Here is a 16,172-nt window from a genome sequence, read left to right on the forward strand (position 1 = left end):
CCTCTCTGTTTCATGTGAAAGTCATTGTATTAGTTTTATGGATCTTATTCTTAGTTGTTTTAGAAAATATAGTGAGAAAAAAGCTGAATATACCGAAACAAAAAGGATGGAATAATAAATATGTGAACAAGTTTCATAAATGGGGAAACAGAATTATTATTTTTTCTTATATAGTGGTTATTATTATATGTTCTTCTCTTTCAAATCCCCTATACATGGGCTTTCTACCTTTTCTGTTTTTAATTACGTTATATAGTTTTGATGCATATATGGAATGGAAATATGACAGGGAATCGAGGGAGTTCTTGATGTCCTTAGGTGGGGCTGTATCGTTAATGATAACAGGGCTGATTCTATATTTTCTTATTTAATACGTATTAATTACAGCCCTATAGCAATGTCATATAATGAGCAATTAAAGGGAGAGAAGAAATGAAAAGCCCTCGATTACGTGCAGAAGCAATGATTTTAAATGAAGATCATTCTAAAGTACTTGTTCAATGTGATGAGAACAAATCATTTTATCGTTTTCCAGGTGGATCCATTGAATTTGGTGAAACAGCAAAAGAAACAATAACACGAGAACTACTGGAAGAATATAATTTAATAGTCTTTGTTCAAGAATTAGCTTGTGTAAATGAGCAAATTTTTGATTGGAACAACGAAAAAGGACATCATTGTACATTGATATATTGGGGAACTGTTGGAAAAATATTTATAAATGAAATAAGACATAAAGAACATGAGGATATTAAATTATTATGGAAAAGTAAAGAGGAATTAAAGGAGAGGCCAACATATCCTGAAGGGATTGTAAGTTATTTAGAAGAGGATAACCGTAATATAGTCCACTTTATTTCTAAAAATAAATAAAGTAATGGGAGGGATAACAATGGGAATCTCTACTATTTTTATTATTATTATTGGAGCTTGTATAGGTGGTTATTTTTTAGAACAGTTTTTAAGAAAAAAGTTGAATATGGAGAAGAGAGGGCTTTTTGGGTATAAACATGTGAATAGTTTACATGTAAAATTAGAAATAGGACTAATTATTATGTATTTGATAGCTTGTTATTATATGTTTAAATTTGAAAACTCTAAAATGGCTTATGCCATTTTCACTTATTTAGGGATCACATGGATCTTAAGAGCATGGATGGAATGGAAGTATGATAGAGAATCGAAAGAATATATTCTTTCGATAATTGGATTGGTCGCATATATATTTATGATTTCGATAATAGTATATTTTGTTCCACCTGCTGCATAATAAAATAATTATTTATGTTACAAATAATAGGATAACTAATTAATAAGAAACCATTTACCGCTAAATGGTTTCTTATTATGTATATGAAATTCGGTCTTCTTAATTTAATCATTTATTTTGGCTAATATGGATTTAACGAAACTTGTCTTATCTTCTGCATACTTATGTTTATCATTAGGATTAGCTTTTGAAAGTTGAATCTTTAACTGTTCATATTGCATACGAGAAGTTGTATTGTTTTTTAAATAATCTCTGAAACTTAATTGTTCTATTAAATATGGATTCCCTCGTTCATACATATGAATTTGATGAGTTCTTGGCTCACCTTTATTGAAATAATACCTTTCGGGTAATACATCTTTTCTATATTTATAATGTAATTGCTCTAGGTTTGTAATACATTTTAGACCACTTTTGAAATCTTTTAATTCAATCGCAATATCAATAATAGGTTTTGCGCTTAAATGCGGGATGGAAGTACTTCCGATATGGTGTATCGCTAAAATATATTTTCCAATTTGTTCCTCAATCAATTGTTTTTCTTTTGAAAATTCAAATTCCCACTCTTCAGATCACGGAACTAAAAACACTTTACCATAGGGTAAACCTAGCATTTAATTAGCACCCCTTACATATTTTTTCAATAAAGTTACTTACATTTTCTTAAAGCTCCTCAATACAAGAAACTCCCACAATCTCCAAGGAAGAACCTTCTTCGCAAAGATCATAAATTTTACACCTTTCCCAATTGGGTATCGTAATGTAGTACGCCTTGCTTCAGCAATTTCTACGATTTTATTTGCAACATCTATCGGATTACCAAGTGTATCGTTGCCATTGTTTATGTGCTTTTGTATTTTATCCATATATTCTTTGTAAGGGGAGGTTGTATCAGATTGGTTTTCAGTTAATTGTTTACCAACTTCCCATATGTTCGTGTTATAAGAACCAGGTTCAAGTAAGACAACGTCTATTCCGAAAGGCTTTACTTCTAAGCGAAGGGATTCACTCCAGCCTTCTAATGCATATTTTGAAGAAACGTAAGGAGATAGACCAGGGAATCCTACTTGCCCGCTAATACTGCTTATATTAATGATTTTTCCGCTTTTCTGCTTTCTCATATATGGTAAGACAAGTTGCGTGGTGGATATAGCTCCAAAAAGATTTGTTTCAAATTGTTTACGGTAGTTCTCCACTGGGATTTCTTCGATAAAGCCCCCATTTGCATATCCTGCATTATTAATGAGAAGGTCTACTCTTTTTATTTCTTTTAAAAATAATTGGAAGCTATGTATAGAGCCTTGATCTGTTACATCTAATTGTTGAACTTTTATGTTTTGTTGTAAGTGGAGTTTAGTAGCTTGAGATATTAAGACTACTTGTTTTTCAAGATTTCGCATTGTAGCAATGACTAAATAGTCTTTTTTCGCAAGTTCAAGTGTCGTTAATAGGCCGAATCCACTTGATGCCCCTGTAATAATCGCGATTTTTTTATTCATTGGTCGCTCGCTTTCTTTTTCTTTTATCATAACGAGTTATGGGGATAAAATCTATTTATTGTATAAAGACATTTGTTATAATTGAAAATAGTTATCAATTAAATTTAGTTTTCACATAAAAGGAGTGTGGATTTCATGGAGACTAACGGTTTTCATGATATTTTTCATAAATACTTTCATGGTTTACAAGTTGTAGAGGAAAGGCGTATGAATATGCCCAAAACAATAGGTAAGGGTGAAATACGAAGATGGACTTCATTTTCAGGAATGGAAATTGTGTTATCAAATTATCAATTTCATAAAAATCATCGCATCCAGTTTACATCTGATGCAGCAATGGTGGAGCTTAATTTTTGTTTACAAGGGTTCGGAGAAGTGCAAGTTGGCCATTCCTCGTATGAATTAATGACTGGAAATAGTTATTTATATTTTATGAATGATTTTGATGTGTTATTTGAATATGAAAAAGAAACGCCTCTATATTCATTAGCAATTGGGATTCCTGTACAATTATTTAATCATTTCATGATGAATAATGCTATTGAAAAAAGTCTTGATTTTCATTCTATATTAGGAAATCAATCTTTTAAAAAGTTTCAAAATCCAATTGATTCTATAACATCTAATCTTATTAAGAGAATGATAGAGCATCCCCAAAAGGATCGTATTAGTCAACTAGAATTAGAAAGTAAAGCGCTCGAATTGCTTTCTATACATTTTGGGAGAGTGTTGCTTAATGATTGCGACGCAAATAAAAGGAGTCAATTATCAAAAAAGGATTTGAATAAAATAAAACAGGCTGAAGAAATTTTACTTCAACGAATGGAATCACCCCCATCGTTATTAGAATTGGCTAAAATAGTAGGATTGAATGATTATAAATTAAAAATTGGATTTAAAGAATTATTTGGGATGTCTACATTTGCATATTTACGAGAAAAACGTATGGAACATGCGATAGATTTACTACGTTCGGGAAATAGTAATGTGACCGAAACGGCATTTGCAGTTGGGTACAATAATGTCAGTCATTTTTCAGAGTTATTTCGTAAAAAGTATGGAATGAATCCATCAAAACTTTTACGTATTTATTAACGTAAAACAGGAATAATCCGCTATACCGTAAATTCCTCCGTTATTTGGTAGTTGCTTTTTGTAATGGTTATTATAATTACAAACAACATCCAATTCATCCAATTGGAAATAACTTTTTATGGAGGAATTTAAATGAAAGAGCAGAATGAAAGGCATTTTTGGCTATTTATATTAACAGGGATGTTTCTTATTATAACAACGACTGGATTTGCTCGTATGGCATATGGAATTATATTGCCATTTATGCAGGAAGGACTCAGTTTGTCTACAGCTCAATCAGGTATGCTAGGAACCATACTCTTTTTAGGTTATTTATTAACAGTAGGAACATCTGGAATACTCACCATTCGTTTTGGAGCAAAATCAGTTTTATTAATAGGGAGTTGGCTCGTCGTTATAAGTTTAATAGGATTGGCATTTGTTTCTTCATTTTTGATAGCTTCTATTTGTATGTTATGTGCTGGAGCAGGTAGTGCTCTTGTATATACACCACTCATGTCAATTACTGTAGGATGGTTTCCAGACAAAAGAGGAACTGTAATGGGACTATTATTAAGCGGTGCCGGCATAGGCATGCTATTTAGTGGAATAATTGTTCCTTATATAGTACGTACATTTCCAGAGTATAGTTGGCGTGGTTCGTGGCTTTTGTTTGGCGTTATTACATGTATCGTTGTATTCGTTGCCTCAATTGTTTTGAAAAATCCAGAAGTTACTGAAGATGAGGGGGAAAGGAATAATAAGTCGTTTTTATGGAAAACGAAAGAATTATATGTAATTGCGTGGATGTATTTTATTGTTGGTTTAGTTTATTTAATCCCGAATATATATCAAACTAGTTTTATGATTGATAATGGTATTTCGGCATCAATTTCGGGAACCGTTTATGCGATTGCAGGTATGTTTTCAATCGTAGGAGCTCCTGCCTGGGGATTGATTTCAGATCGGGTTGGTATAAAGAAGGCGTTAAGTATTGCGCTTTTATTAGCTGTAATAGGTGATATGATTCCAATTATATTTGGAAATATAACTGGATTTATTATATCAGCAATTATTTGGGGTTCTAGCCTCGGAGGTATCCTTTTATTAATTCAAGTTGCTGCTTCAAAGCAAGTGTCTTCGAAATATGTCTCAATGGCAATTAGTTTTATATCCGTTTTCTATGCAGTTGGTCAAATGATTGGACCAGGACTTGCAGGATGGATTATTGGAGAAAATGGCTATACAACAGCTTATGGATTAGGTGCTTTCGGTTTCTTTATGTGCATATGTTTGGGATTAAGGCTAAAAAGAGGGGATCTTGCAAACTCAGCGTATATAGAGAAGTGAGTATTGTCTTGAAATGAATCTTTTTAACGGGGGGAAGTAAAGTGGTCCATGTCAAAGACGTATTAGCAGATCAGTTATTAGCAAATGCGAATGATCCCAGTTGGTATATTCCATTTTCAGATGCAGTAAAAGATTTATCTGAGAGAGAAGCTTTCTGGAAACCGAATGAAGAGTGTAATAGTATAGCCGAAATTGTACAACATTTACTGTATTGGAATACGACGTGGCAAACTAGGTACAAAGAATCTAATGTTAATGCTGTGCCAGCTACTGGAGATAACAATAAAAGTTTTATGCTATCTGATAATCAAACATTTGAAGAGTTAAGAGAAAAACTATTAGAGAAACTGTTACAGTGGCAAAGTCTCATAAATGAAGACAAGGTTGAAAGTGATGTAATTGGATTTCCTGTATCTGCGAAGTGGTGGGAAGTATTAGCTAATGTAACGACTCATAACGCGTATCACATTGGTCAAATTATTTACATTCGGAAATTACAGACGAGTTTTGATAGTGAATAATGTAATGATTCTCTAATTTATCTGAAGCAATCCATGAATCATTATTGCATACTTGAAAGTAGAAAGACCAGTCTAAAATGGCTGGTCTTTCTAATAATATAATATTTAAGTAGCAATTAAAACTATATAAAAATGTAGTGCCACCTATTCAATTGAAAAGATTTGTTACTATTTGATTTCAATTGCTGAAGTAATATCGTTCCAATCAGCAGCTAAATTAGCAGTTTTACCATACCAATCAGAGTGTCTAAAGGAGACACCTTTTCCATATCCTTGTGTTGAAGTATGTTCCCATAGTGTCGTTGAATAGCTTGCAGAAGGTGAAGCTGTACTTACAGAAGAAATCCTGTCGTTCCAGCTAGATGGTAAGTTTTTAAAGCCGCTGCTCCAGTAAATATATTGGCCACCTTTATCTTTATGTTCATAAAAATCAGTACTACCAGCACCACTACCTAAAGGGTTAATCTGATTTTTAAGTGCCTTTTTATCTTGTTCAATAAAAGCATTGAATGCTTCTCTGTTAGTAAATCCGTAAGCTAACCAATCTCCATTTTCATTTTGTTTAGGTAGTACCATAGTAATTTGGATGTCTTTTTTTGATTGATCGCTTAATTTTGCAAATGAACTAACATTGTTTTCATCAACTTTTAAATAATCAAATGTTTTAATTGTATAATCTTTTTCTGCAGCACTTACTACTCCTAATCCTCCAGTTAATGCAAAACCTGCTACTAATGTCCCTGCTACTAATTTCTTCAACATATAACCATCCCTTTTTGTTTAGATTTTTGTACAGGTAAAACTTGTACATGTAAAATGTATTATAATTACTTATTATTGTAAATATTCTGAAGTTTTAGAAATAATAGGCGGAATATTTACAGTTTTACATTTATTCTTTAGAAAAAACGTTTATTGGAATGATATAATAAGTGGATATATTGCCTTTCTTGGATGTTAAAATATTTTAGGAGAGATGTCATTGAAATATTTCACAAAAGATTGGTATAAAGAAATGCAAGTGTCTGGATTTTTAATTTTCTCAGAAACATTAGATGAATGGGAAGAGTTTTTGCGAGAGAGCGAAAAGGCGGGAATGGATTATAAGCAAAGTTTGAAAGAGGATGTGGAAGAAAAGAAAGAAGATTTATTAAAGATTCTTCCTAAGTCACTACATCCGTATATTCATGACAATACAATTAATTCAGAATATCCATCAAAAAAATTAAAGAAACTTATGCTTGAGTGGACAGCGGACTATGAGAAAAGAATGAATGATTTAGAACAAGCTTATATAGAAAATTTTAATTCTATAAAAGAAAAACTCACACAGAATGTCATTCAACTACATGAATACTCACTACATGATAGTGTAGTCAGGTCAGTAGATAGAAGATCAAAAGATACGCTAATTATAACTTTAGATTGCAGTGGCAGTTTTAATGATTTTGAAATGCTTCGACTTACTTTTGAAGGAGTTAAGGAATGTTCTATGCCGAAAAAATTTGAAGGTGCTTGGTGGATGTGTCATGAAATAGAACTTACTGAAGATGGGTTTGAATTGGGTGTGTTATTTGATTGCCCATTTGAAGAAGTAACGATTTGTGCAAAAGATATATTGCTTGAGAAAAAATAACTTAGTTATTTGTATATTAATTTATAATAAAGAGAGTTTCTTTTGTTGAAGTTTACAAGTTCAATAACAAAAAAACAGTCATTTAAGACTGTTTTTTATTTAGATACCAAATTATCAAGCTTCCAATATGTATCTGTTAACGGCGCAACTTTGCTATCAATGTATAAATACATATTATTTAAATTTTTTGGTGAAGTTTTCATATTAAATTCAATGTCAGTAGTTAAAGAGAACTCAGATGGAACTTTTTTAGCATTCTCATTTTGTATAAATTCACCTTCGAATTTTCCACCGGTTTTTTCATCTTTTATGAAATATTTTATTTCTGAAAGATCTATCGTTTGCCCGTCAGCACGAACATTATTAATTGTAACACGAGCTGTAAGACGCCACTCTTTGTCTATTTTTTCAAATTTTGCATTCTCAACTGTTGCTCTATAGTATTCGTTTTTAAATATTTCCCCATAGTGCATTGCATTCTTTTCGAGAGTGCTTTTTTCTTGTTTTGGTGTAGCATTTCCACTACATCCTGCCATTATTCCTGTAAATAATAATGCTGTACAAGTTACTTTAATTAAAGATTTCATAGTAATTCCTTTCTGTATTAAAAAGTAAAACATAGGAACAATTTTACATCAATAAGGGAATAAATAGAAGCATTTTAGTAGGATATGCAAATGTACATTTATTTGGTGTGCAGTTAATGAAATGGAAAGAGAGAGAAAACCTGTATAAATCTGGAATAATAAGGATTGAAAATATTGTAAAACAGAAAAAACATGCATATAATTGAATGAGAAGGGTTAAGTTTCTGAATTTTTAATAATGGTGGTGATAACATGTTCACTGAAGAGCGTAGAGAGAAAATTTTAGAGTTACTTAAGAAAGATGGAAGAGTAATCGCAAAGGATCTTGCTGAAATTTTTGATATGTCTATTGATTCTATAAGAAGAGATCTATCTATTATGGAGAAAGAGGGTTTATTAAAAAGAACGCACGGAGGTGCAATTGAACTTACGCGAGTGAGATACTTAGCTGCTGAACCATATAAACGTTTTAGTGATAGTTCAATATACGAAAAAGCAATTGCTAAAGTTGCTGTATCTTATATACAAGAAGGAGATTCCGTTTTTATTGGTGGGGCTTCAATTCATTGTGCCATGTTAAAATTTTTACCCGAAACATCATTTACAATTATAACGAATTCTATAGAGATAGCTAGTTCGTTACGAGAATATAAGAACATAGAAGTGTATTTAATTGGTGGTAAGGTAAAACCTTCAGGAAATATGACAGATACACTTGCCTCTGAATTAATTAGTAGATTATCTATTGATCTTTATTTCTCTACAGGTGGTGGCATTTCATTACATGGTATAAGTACTGCAACACCGGAAGTTGCTTATTTTGGAAAAACAGTAAGTAAAATCGCTCGAAGAAATATTTGTTTAGCGCCTCATAATAAACTTGGAATAGATTACTTTATAAAAGGAGAGTCACTTAAAGAAATTGACCTTATAATAACAGATGAAGAGTCTAGTAAAGAAATAATTCAAGAATTTGAGAAACAAGGTAAAGAAATTGTAATAGCGCCAATAGACTGCATTTAAAAGGAGTTTGAAATGATTATAAAAGGACAAGAGTTTCATATAAATGGATTAACTTATACAATTCGATCTGCGGCTGAAACAGACGCTGAGCAGTTATCGAAAATTAGAGTTCAGATCGATGGAGAAACTGAAAATATGGATAGAGAAGCTGGAGAGGGATTTATAGATAAGATAGCGTTTCAAAAAATAATAAAAACAGATAGTGAAGAGATGAAGAATCTCTTTTTAGTTGCAGAAGTGCACAATCGAATCGTTGGATTTTCAAGATGTGAAGGGGCAAATTTGAAGAGATTATCTCATAAAGTAGAGTTTGGTGTTTGTATTTTAAGAGAGTTTTGGGGATATGGAATGGGTAAGAGTCTATTGCAACAGTCTATTCATTGGGCTGATGAAAATGAAGTGAAAAAGATAGCATTACAAGTGTTAGAGACGAACGAAAAAGCCATTCAGCTTTATAAAAAATTAGGTTTTGAAGTAGAAGGCGTTCTGAAAAATGATAAGAGGCTTTCGGACGGTAAGTATTACAATACGGTTGTAATGGGTAGGGTGAATAATACTTTTCACAAAAGAGGTGAAGAAGTATGTTTTACAGAAGGAAATACTATATAGTGAAAAATGAATTCGTTGATATATTTAATAATCATTTCAATGATACAAATTTACCAAATCAATTAAAGTACGGTTCTCGTTTGATAGGACGCTGGATGAAGGATAATAATGATGGTACAACAGAAATATTCGCCATATGGGAATATGATAGTTATGAACAGTATAAAGAAATTGAATCGAAAATTAGAAGCGACAAGATACATGTTAAAAGAATACATGATTGGTATGAAAAACATGGCGGGAAAGAATATGTTTTACGAGAGTACATAATAGAGATGAAAAATGAAGAGTTACTATGTACTGTGAAATGATAGGAAGTGAAGCCTAATGGGAATTAGAACGAAATTATATATTAGTTTAGCAGCCACTATTTTATTCGCAATAGCGATGGTAGTTTTCTTTGTAAATAACAATCCACAAAAGTGGTTTTGGTTATGTATTCTCTTTGGATCCATTATACAAAATATAGTGCTACTAAAAAGGAGTAAAGAAGTGCATTGAGATATTCGAATTTTCAACATATTTGTATCGTTTTCTAATTATGTTGAAAATACTATTTCTCCTGTTCGATTGAGTCTTCACATCCATATATGCTTGGAATGTTAACTTCAATTGTCCATGCGATTGAACGTGAATGTAGCATTCAAATACGTCGAAACGAACTACATTTCATTCACCGCTTTATAGATGTAATTGATAGTGATGAACAAGTTGTTATTTGTAATCAATGTCCAAAATATAAATGGATGGGAAATATGCCAAAAGCAAATATCATTTTATTACAGACGATGATTGGAAATCAAAAATAAATTGAGTTACAAAATGGAAATAAAGAAGAACATAAGCTGAATTTTCGAGGGAAAATAAAACATGATTGAAGCACTAGTAAAGACGAATGGAAATGTTTCGTTAGCTGCAAAACTATTAGATGTGCCACGCAGTACATTTTATAAACGTATGCAAAAATTCAGGCTATAAAAGTAGATTTTTGTAATCTACTTTTTCTTTATGGGCTCACGTTCTGTCGGAATGTGCGCTTGCCAGGGAAATAATAGAATAGTTAGAAAGAAGATTTCCTGAAGGGGGTTAGCATGTGAAGTATATTGAAATTGGAATCGGGAATAGGTGGTTCATTCGAACGGAAACCGAAAATAAAGATGGAACTGAATTCGAGGAACGAGGAATTATTAAACCTATTTATTTTGAGTCTTTATATGTACGGATTTGGTTTCGGAAAACGTGTTTTATTTTTGATACGAAAGAGGGATTTAAGAAAGTAAGAAAAAGTAGAGCTGAGTATAAGTTTATTGTTGGAATTGTGAGTAGGTTAAAACAATAGAATCAAACAGGGGGTGTTTTTATGATTAGAATTATCACATTCATACTCGCTTTTATTATAATGGGCTATTCTATTTACAGTTGGAATGATGATTCGAAGCAAAGTATGCTCATTTTACAATTACTTTTAGGTTTTATGCTTGCCGGTATGGGGATACAAAACGTTAAAAAGGATGAAAAAGAGAATAAGAATATGGGGTTGTTGCTTTTACTTATATCGCTATTTTGTATCATTGTATCGTTAATGAAATATTTAAAATAAACTGTTACTTAGCATATTGAGTAACAGTTTATTTTTTTGAAGTTTTCTCATTAAAAATTTCAGTAGCTGTTTGGTACATTTTTTTATCAATACAAAATTTTTCGGTTATCCAATAAGTAAGCTCAGAAGAGGTAAGGCTATGTTCGCTTTTCTTACCTTGGAAATATCGTTTTAAAACATTATCATTAATAGAAGTTGGAATGCCATCGATATAACCGAAAATTTGAATTTTCTTTAATACAGGAGAAGAATGCCAGTCATTAGACTTTGTAATGAGTTCTTTCATACTTGTTAAATGTATTGGCTCTGTATTTAAGATTTTTGCTGGACCAGGATCTCTAGTAATATGAATTTCCTTATTGGATACTTGATAAGCAAATGTTTCCCTTACATCACTTACTTGAAATGATTCATAAAGTGGAAATGCTTGAAATAAAGGTGCACAGTAACCAACATCAACATAATAAGGTTGCTCTAAGTTAACACGTAAGCATAAATGCCCAGGATCCATATACATATACTGCACAGAAAAACCTAGATTTGATAATAACCAATGAAAACCAATAGAATGAGTCCAACAAGTACCGCCCATACCTTTAGTAGTAATTCGATTTATGTATGTCTTGATGGAAGGAAAGTAATTACCTGTTTTCTTACCTTTTTCCCAGTCAATTATTTTAGTAAGAGTTTCCCACTTTACTTTCTCTTGATGAGCTTTAACTAGTTCATTTAAAAAATTTAAACTTACAGGCTTTTTTGTAACGGATAAAAACGATAGAAACTGATTTATTAGTTTTTCTTGTGACATTTGATCTTCCTTTCTATATAGAAATTGATTTTAATAATATTATATAATAATTGTTAGAAAATACAGTTATTTATTGTGAGGGGAGAAAGTCAAATGCCGATGTCATTATATTATAAAAGACTTCGTAAAAAATTAGGATCTGAACTTATTTTTATGCCGAGTATAGCTGCTGTAATTAAAAACGAGCAGAGGGAAATCTTATTTCAATATCCTGGAGGAGAATACTGGAGTTTGCCAGCAGGGGCAATCGAACCAGGAGAAACACCAGAAGAAGCGGTTGTTAGAGAAGTATGGGAAGAAACAGGATTGAAAGTAAAAGTGAAAAAAGAAAAAGGTGTATTTGGAGGGAAAGAGTTCCGTCATACATATTCGAATGGAGATCAAGTAGAATATATTGTTGTTGTATTTGAGTGTGAAGTTATTGGCGGCGGATTGAAAGCAGTTGATGGAGAATCTTTAATACTAAAATATTTCCCTTTATTTGAAAAGCCACCTTTAGCATTACCGTATCCAGATAAAATATTTTTATAGATGTAAAATAGCACACCTTACGAGTAAAGGGTGTGCTATTTATATAGACCTGTCGTATACATCACTGTCAATATATGTACAACTTCTTCTAAATCTAGCACTTTATCATTTTGCACAATTTCCCAAAGAAATGTTTCATTCATCGCGAACCAACCACGTGCAACAATCTCTTTATTTAATTCAGGCTGCGCCAATCCACTTTCTTGAGAGTAAGTAATATCCTGTGTAATACTTTTTATAAAGCGTTCACGAATCTCATCCCATTTTTGACTTATCTCTCCCGATAATCCTATTGCTTCTTCGACAACTTGCAAAATATCTCGTTCTTCTTCCGCTAATTGTAAGAATGCTCTAACTTGACTTTGAATCATATCAGATGCGTCTAACTTTGTTTGAGGTGAAAAAGAGCGATCAGCAATATTATAAAAACGATTCATCACATCTTCCATCAAAACGACGAGGAGTGCATCTTTGTTTTTAAAATATACATATGCTGTTCCATAACCAGTTTCTGCATGTTTAATAATTTGCGTGATTGTAGTTTTCTGAAATCCGTTTTTTATAAAAATAGTATAACCGGAATGTAATAGTTTCTTTTTTGTTTCTAAGGAGCGGTGTTTTCTTGTTGAAAGAGTAGAATTTTTCAAGGAATCACCTCTTTATACTGAAATATCTGAAAATATAATTGTATTGTAAAATAAGTTCGTATATAAAGTCAACTGACATAATATCATTGACGTTATATCAACTTAGGTGATATATTTCAATTAGTTAGAATAAAAAGAAAATTAAGAGAAGGTGACACCATGTATAAAGAACCATTTCAACCAACTTATGAGTATGCGCTTGAATGTGATAAACATGATGAACTGAAAGATTTTCAAACTGAATTTTATAAAAAAGAAGGAACAATATATTTAGATGGTAACTCTTTAGGGTTGCTTTCAAAAAGAGCAGAAAAATCATTACTTACTTTGCTAGATTCATGGAAAGAGTATGGAATTGATGGATGGACCGAAGGAGAACATCCTTGGTTCTTCCTATCAGAAAAGCTAGGGGAATTGACTGCACCTCTTATTGGAGCTTTGTCAGAAGAGATGATTGTAACCGGCTCCACGACAACGAATATTCATCAAGTAATCGCAACTTTTTATGAACCAAAAGGGATTCGGACAAAGATTCTTGCGGATGAATTAACGTTCCCGTCAGATATATATGCGCTCCAAAGCCAAATTCGTTTAAAAGGATTAGATCCAGATGAGCACCTAATGAGAGTAAAGAGCAGAGATGGTAGAACATTAAATGAGGAAGATATCATTCATGCGATGACTGATGATATCGCTTTAATTTTATTGCCTTCTGTACTATATAGAAGCGGACAGATTCTTGATATGAAGCGATTAACAACTGAAGCTCATAAACGTGGTATTCATATTGGATTTGATTTATGTCATTCAATTGGATCTATTCCACATCATTTCAAAGAGTGGGATGTTGATTTCGCTATATGGTGTAATTATAAATATTTAAATGCAGGACCTGGTGGTGTTGGGGGCCTTTATGTAAATAAAAAGCACTTTAATAGAATTCCAGGATTGTCTGGGTGGTTTAGTTCTAGAAAAGATAAGCAGTTTGATATGGAACATTCATTAACTGCAGCTGATCATGCTGGGGCGTACCAAATAGGAACACCTCACGTATTGAGTACGGCACCATTAATTGGTTCTCTTGAAATTTTTAAAGAAGCTGGCATTGAGAGATTACGTGAAAAATCATTACATATAACAAGATATATGCTCGATTTAATTCAATTAGAGTTAAAGGATATGGGATTTACAATCGGAAATCCGCTAGAGGATGAAAAACGAGGCGGGCATATTTATTTAGAACATGCTGAGGCGGCGCGTATATGTAAAGCGTTAAAAGCAAATGGGGTTATTCCGGACTTTAGAGCTCCAAATGGAGTTAGACTTGCGCCAGTTGCTTTATACAATACGTATGAGGAAGTATGGAACTCTGTACAAATTTTAAAGAACATTATGAAAGAGGAAGAATATAAGAACTTTGAAAATAAGCGAGAGGTTGTGGCATAAGCATGAAAACATCGCAGTGGATTGATATTTCACAACCGCTAAATAATGATATCGCGACGTGGCCAGGGGATACACCGTTCTCGTATGAAGTTTCATGGTCAAAAGAAGACAGTGGTTCAGTAAATGTTGGAAAGTTAACGATGAGTATTCATACAGGTACTCATATTGATGCACCTTTTCATTTTGATAATAAGGGGAAGAAAGTAATAGATTTAGATGTTCAAATTTATGTTGGCCCAGCGCGAATCATTGACGTTTCTAATCTTGAAAGCATCGGGAAAAAGGAACTAGAAAACTTTCATTTAGAAGGTGTAGAACGATTGTTATTACGTACATCTTCACATGGTAAAGCAAATGAATTCCCAGATGTAATCCCGCATTTACGCGCAGATATTGCAGCCTTTCTTTCTGAAAAGGGAATTCGTTTAATCGGGGTGGACGTACCATCTGTTGATCCTTTAGATGATAAAGAACTAGCAGCGCATCATCAATTATTTAAACATGGAATACACATTTTAGAAAATGTCGTACTAGATCACGTAGTAGACGGCGATTACGAACTTATTGCATTACCACTTGCATTAACAGATGCGGATGGGAGTCCAGTTCGAGCTGTTATTAGACCAATATAAGTAGAAATGAACATAAAGGGGCGTTTGGCTAATATGAAAGAAAATGAAAAGGTAATTATGGAAAAAGGGATTCACACGGACTTTAAGGAGAATATGACGTACGGAGAGTATTTACAGCTAGATAGCTTATTATCTAGTCAACAAAGATTATCAGACCATCATGATGAAATGTTATTTATCGTCATCCATCAAGCGAGTGAGCTTTGGATGAAATTAATTTTACATGAACTGAATGCGGCGATTGAATCTATTAAACAAGATAAATTACCACCAGCTTTTAAAATGTTAGCACGCGTATCAAAAATTCAGTCGCAAATCATTCAATCTTGGGATATTCTGGCGACATTAACGCCATCAGAATATATTGAGTTTCGTGATTCACTTGGTCAAGCTTCAGGCTTCCAATCGTATCAATATAGAATGATTGAGTATGCACTTGGTTATAAAACACCACATGCATTAAAGATTTATGAAAAGGACCCAGAATTACATGCTCGTCTTCATAAAGCACTTCATGCACCAAGTTTGTATGATGTGGCGATACAAGCCCTTGTTAAAGAAGGATTTCCAATTCATAAAGATGTGTTAAATCGTGATGTTACGCAGCCTTACGAAGAGGATGCAACTGTAGAAGCGGCTTGGATAGAAGTGTATGCGGACGTGCAAAAATATTGGGATTTATATCAGCTTGCAGAGAAATTAATCGATATTGAAGACTGGCTACAACAATGGCGTTTCCGTCATATGAAAACGGTAGAACGAATTATTGGTCATAAAATGGGAACAGGTGGCTCTTCTGGCGTATCTTATTTAAAACGAGTGCTTGATCAATGCTTCTTCCCAGAGCTTTGGAACGTTCGAACGAAATTATAAAAATAAACTTGTCAGCTATTAAATGCTGGCAAGTTTATTTTTTTGTTTTAAAAACAAATATGATTT

Annotated in this window: 22 protein-coding genes and 2 pseudogenes; 18 read left to right on the forward strand and 6 right to left on the reverse strand. The window is 32.7% G+C overall.

Going from position 1 to position 16,172, the window contains the following annotated elements; all coding sequences use genetic code 11:
* Positions 1 to 14 precede the first annotated feature (14 nt).
* The 3 genes from SJY24_RS16435 (at position 15) to SJY24_RS16445 (ending at position 1,270) form a co-directional block, all read left to right on the forward strand.
* Positions 15 to 371: a DUF4181 domain-containing protein gene (locus SJY24_RS16435; protein ID WP_377865459.1), complete on the forward strand. Its 357-nt coding sequence runs from the start codon at positions 15 to 17 to the stop codon at positions 369 to 371.
* Between the two features lie 61 nt (positions 372 to 432).
* On the forward strand, positions 433 to 873 hold the full coding sequence (locus SJY24_RS16440; RefSeq protein ID WP_377865460.1) for an NUDIX domain-containing protein: 441 nt from the start codon (positions 433 to 435) through the stop codon (positions 871 to 873).
* 19 nt (positions 874 to 892) lie between these two features.
* On the forward strand, positions 893 to 1,270 hold the full coding sequence (locus SJY24_RS16445) for a DUF4181 domain-containing protein (protein ID WP_377865461.1): 378 nt from the start codon (positions 893 to 895) through the stop codon (positions 1,268 to 1,270).
* A 104-nt stretch (positions 1,271 to 1,374) separates the two neighbouring features.
* Here the strand turns inward: SJY24_RS16445 and SJY24_RS16450 are convergent.
* Together SJY24_RS16450 and SJY24_RS16455 are read right to left on the reverse strand one after the other, a co-directional pair.
* Positions 1,375 to 1,884: pseudogene (locus SJY24_RS16450) on the reverse strand (GrpB family protein).
* A 39-nt stretch (positions 1,885 to 1,923) separates the two neighbouring features.
* Positions 1,924 to 2,769 carry an oxidoreductase gene (locus SJY24_RS16455; protein WP_377865462.1) on the reverse strand — a complete coding sequence of 282 codons (846 nt, stop codon included), beginning with the start codon at positions 2,767 to 2,769 and terminating at the stop codon, positions 1,924 to 1,926.
* 135 nt (positions 2,770 to 2,904) lie between these two features.
* On the opposite strand from SJY24_RS16455, the gene SJY24_RS16460 reads away from it, so the two are divergent.
* The 3 genes from SJY24_RS16460 (at position 2,905) to SJY24_RS16470 (ending at position 5,714) form a co-directional block, all read left to right on the forward strand.
* A complete protein-coding gene (locus tag SJY24_RS16460) occupies positions 2,905 to 3,864 on the forward strand; it encodes a helix-turn-helix domain-containing protein (RefSeq protein ID WP_377865463.1) in 960 nt (319 codons plus the stop codon).
* Positions 3,865 to 3,996: 132 nt separating this feature from the next.
* A complete protein-coding gene (locus SJY24_RS16465) occupies positions 3,997 to 5,193 on the forward strand; it encodes an MFS transporter (protein ID WP_377865464.1) in 1,197 nt (398 codons plus the stop codon).
* A 41-nt stretch (positions 5,194 to 5,234) separates the two neighbouring features.
* Positions 5,235 to 5,714, forward strand: a complete 480-nt coding sequence (locus SJY24_RS16470) for a DinB family protein (RefSeq protein ID WP_377865465.1) — start codon at positions 5,235 to 5,237, stop codon at positions 5,712 to 5,714.
* Between the two features lie 168 nt (positions 5,715 to 5,882).
* On the opposite strand, the gene SJY24_RS16475 is transcribed toward SJY24_RS16470, so the two are convergent.
* Complete coding sequence (locus SJY24_RS16475; RefSeq protein ID WP_377865466.1) at positions 5,883 to 6,476, reverse strand: hypothetical protein; 594 nt, start codon at positions 6,474 to 6,476, stop codon at positions 5,883 to 5,885.
* Positions 6,477 to 6,696: 220 nt separating this feature from the next.
* On the opposite strand from SJY24_RS16475, the gene SJY24_RS16480 reads away from it, so the two are divergent.
* On the forward strand, positions 6,697 to 7,350 hold the full coding sequence (locus tag SJY24_RS16480) for a DUF4085 family protein (protein WP_377865467.1): 654 nt from the start codon (positions 6,697 to 6,699) through the stop codon (positions 7,348 to 7,350).
* Between the two features lie 95 nt (positions 7,351 to 7,445).
* Here SJY24_RS16480 and SJY24_RS16485 read toward each other — a convergent pair whose 3' ends face one another.
* On the reverse strand, positions 7,446 to 7,937 hold the full coding sequence (locus SJY24_RS16485) for a hypothetical protein (protein WP_377865468.1): 492 nt from the start codon (positions 7,935 to 7,937) through the stop codon (positions 7,446 to 7,448).
* 252 nt (positions 7,938 to 8,189) lie between these two features.
* On the opposite strand from SJY24_RS16485, the gene SJY24_RS16490 reads away from it, so the two are divergent.
* From SJY24_RS16490 to SJY24_RS16520, 7 genes and pseudogenes are all read left to right on the forward strand, one after another.
* Positions 8,190 to 8,960: a DeoR/GlpR family DNA-binding transcription regulator gene (locus SJY24_RS16490; protein WP_377865469.1), complete on the forward strand. Its 771-nt coding sequence runs from the start codon at positions 8,190 to 8,192 to the stop codon at positions 8,958 to 8,960.
* Positions 8,961 to 8,972: 12 nt separating this feature from the next.
* Entirely contained in the window at positions 8,973 to 9,569 is a 597-nt protein-coding gene (locus SJY24_RS16495) for a GNAT family N-acetyltransferase (RefSeq protein ID WP_377865470.1), read from the forward strand.
* Positions 9,542 to 9,880 (forward strand): NIPSNAP family protein, encoded by a 339-nt coding sequence (locus SJY24_RS16500; protein ID WP_377865471.1) that lies wholly within the window; start codon positions 9,542 to 9,544, stop codon positions 9,878 to 9,880. Before SJY24_RS16495 ends, SJY24_RS16500 begins: the two co-directional genes overlap by 28 nt.
* 16 nt (positions 9,881 to 9,896) lie before the next feature.
* A complete protein-coding gene (locus tag SJY24_RS16505) occupies positions 9,897 to 10,070 on the forward strand; it encodes a hypothetical protein (RefSeq protein ID WP_377865472.1) in 174 nt (57 codons plus the stop codon).
* A 243-nt stretch (positions 10,071 to 10,313) separates the two neighbouring features.
* Positions 10,314 to 10,547: pseudogene (locus SJY24_RS16510) on the forward strand (helix-turn-helix domain-containing protein); the annotation flags it as partial.
* 115 nt (positions 10,548 to 10,662) lie between these two features.
* On the forward strand, positions 10,663 to 10,908 hold the full coding sequence (locus SJY24_RS16515) for a DUF3977 family protein (RefSeq protein WP_353767943.1): 246 nt from the start codon (positions 10,663 to 10,665) through the stop codon (positions 10,906 to 10,908).
* Positions 10,909 to 10,929: 21 nt separating this feature from the next.
* Positions 10,930 to 11,169 (forward strand): DUF3953 domain-containing protein, encoded by a 240-nt coding sequence (locus tag SJY24_RS16520; protein ID WP_377865473.1) that lies wholly within the window; start codon positions 10,930 to 10,932, stop codon positions 11,167 to 11,169.
* A gap of 28 nt (positions 11,170 to 11,197) precedes the next feature.
* Here SJY24_RS16520 and SJY24_RS16525 read toward each other — a convergent pair whose 3' ends face one another.
* Complete coding sequence (locus tag SJY24_RS16525; protein WP_377865474.1) at positions 11,198 to 11,977, reverse strand: arylamine N-acetyltransferase; 780 nt, start codon at positions 11,975 to 11,977, stop codon at positions 11,198 to 11,200.
* Between the two features lie 93 nt (positions 11,978 to 12,070).
* Here SJY24_RS16525 and SJY24_RS16530 point away from each other — a divergent pair, with 93 nt between their 5' ends.
* A complete protein-coding gene (locus SJY24_RS16530; RefSeq protein ID WP_377865475.1) occupies positions 12,071 to 12,508 on the forward strand; it encodes an NUDIX domain-containing protein in 438 nt (145 codons plus the stop codon).
* Between the two features lie 35 nt (positions 12,509 to 12,543).
* Here the strand turns inward: SJY24_RS16530 and SJY24_RS16535 are convergent, their stop codons facing one another.
* Positions 12,544 to 13,155 carry a TetR/AcrR family transcriptional regulator gene (locus SJY24_RS16535; protein WP_377865476.1) on the reverse strand — a complete coding sequence of 204 codons (612 nt, stop codon included), beginning with the start codon at positions 13,153 to 13,155 and terminating at the stop codon, positions 12,544 to 12,546.
* Positions 13,156 to 13,314: 159 nt separating this feature from the next.
* On the opposite strand from SJY24_RS16535, the gene kynU reads away from it, so the two are divergent.
* From kynU to kynA, 3 genes are read left to right on the forward strand one after another with little or no spacing between them, the layout of a single operon-like run.
* A complete protein-coding gene (kynU, locus tag SJY24_RS16540; RefSeq protein WP_377865477.1) occupies positions 13,315 to 14,601 on the forward strand; it encodes a kynureninase in 1,287 nt (428 codons plus the stop codon).
* 2 nt (positions 14,602 to 14,603) lie between these two features.
* Complete coding sequence (gene kynB, locus SJY24_RS16545) at positions 14,604 to 15,233, forward strand: arylformamidase (protein WP_377865478.1); 630 nt, start codon at positions 14,604 to 14,606, stop codon at positions 15,231 to 15,233.
* A 33-nt stretch (positions 15,234 to 15,266) separates the two neighbouring features.
* Entirely contained in the window at positions 15,267 to 16,106 is an 840-nt protein-coding gene (gene kynA, locus SJY24_RS16550; RefSeq protein ID WP_000661975.1) for a tryptophan 2,3-dioxygenase, read from the forward strand.
* The last annotated feature ends 66 nt before the right edge of the window (positions 16,107 to 16,172 follow it).

This window comes from Bacillus sp. R86525, assembly GCF_042466195.1.
Taxonomy (GTDB): domain Bacteria; phylum Bacillota; class Bacilli; order Bacillales; family Bacillaceae_G; genus Bacillus_A; species Bacillus_A nitratireducens.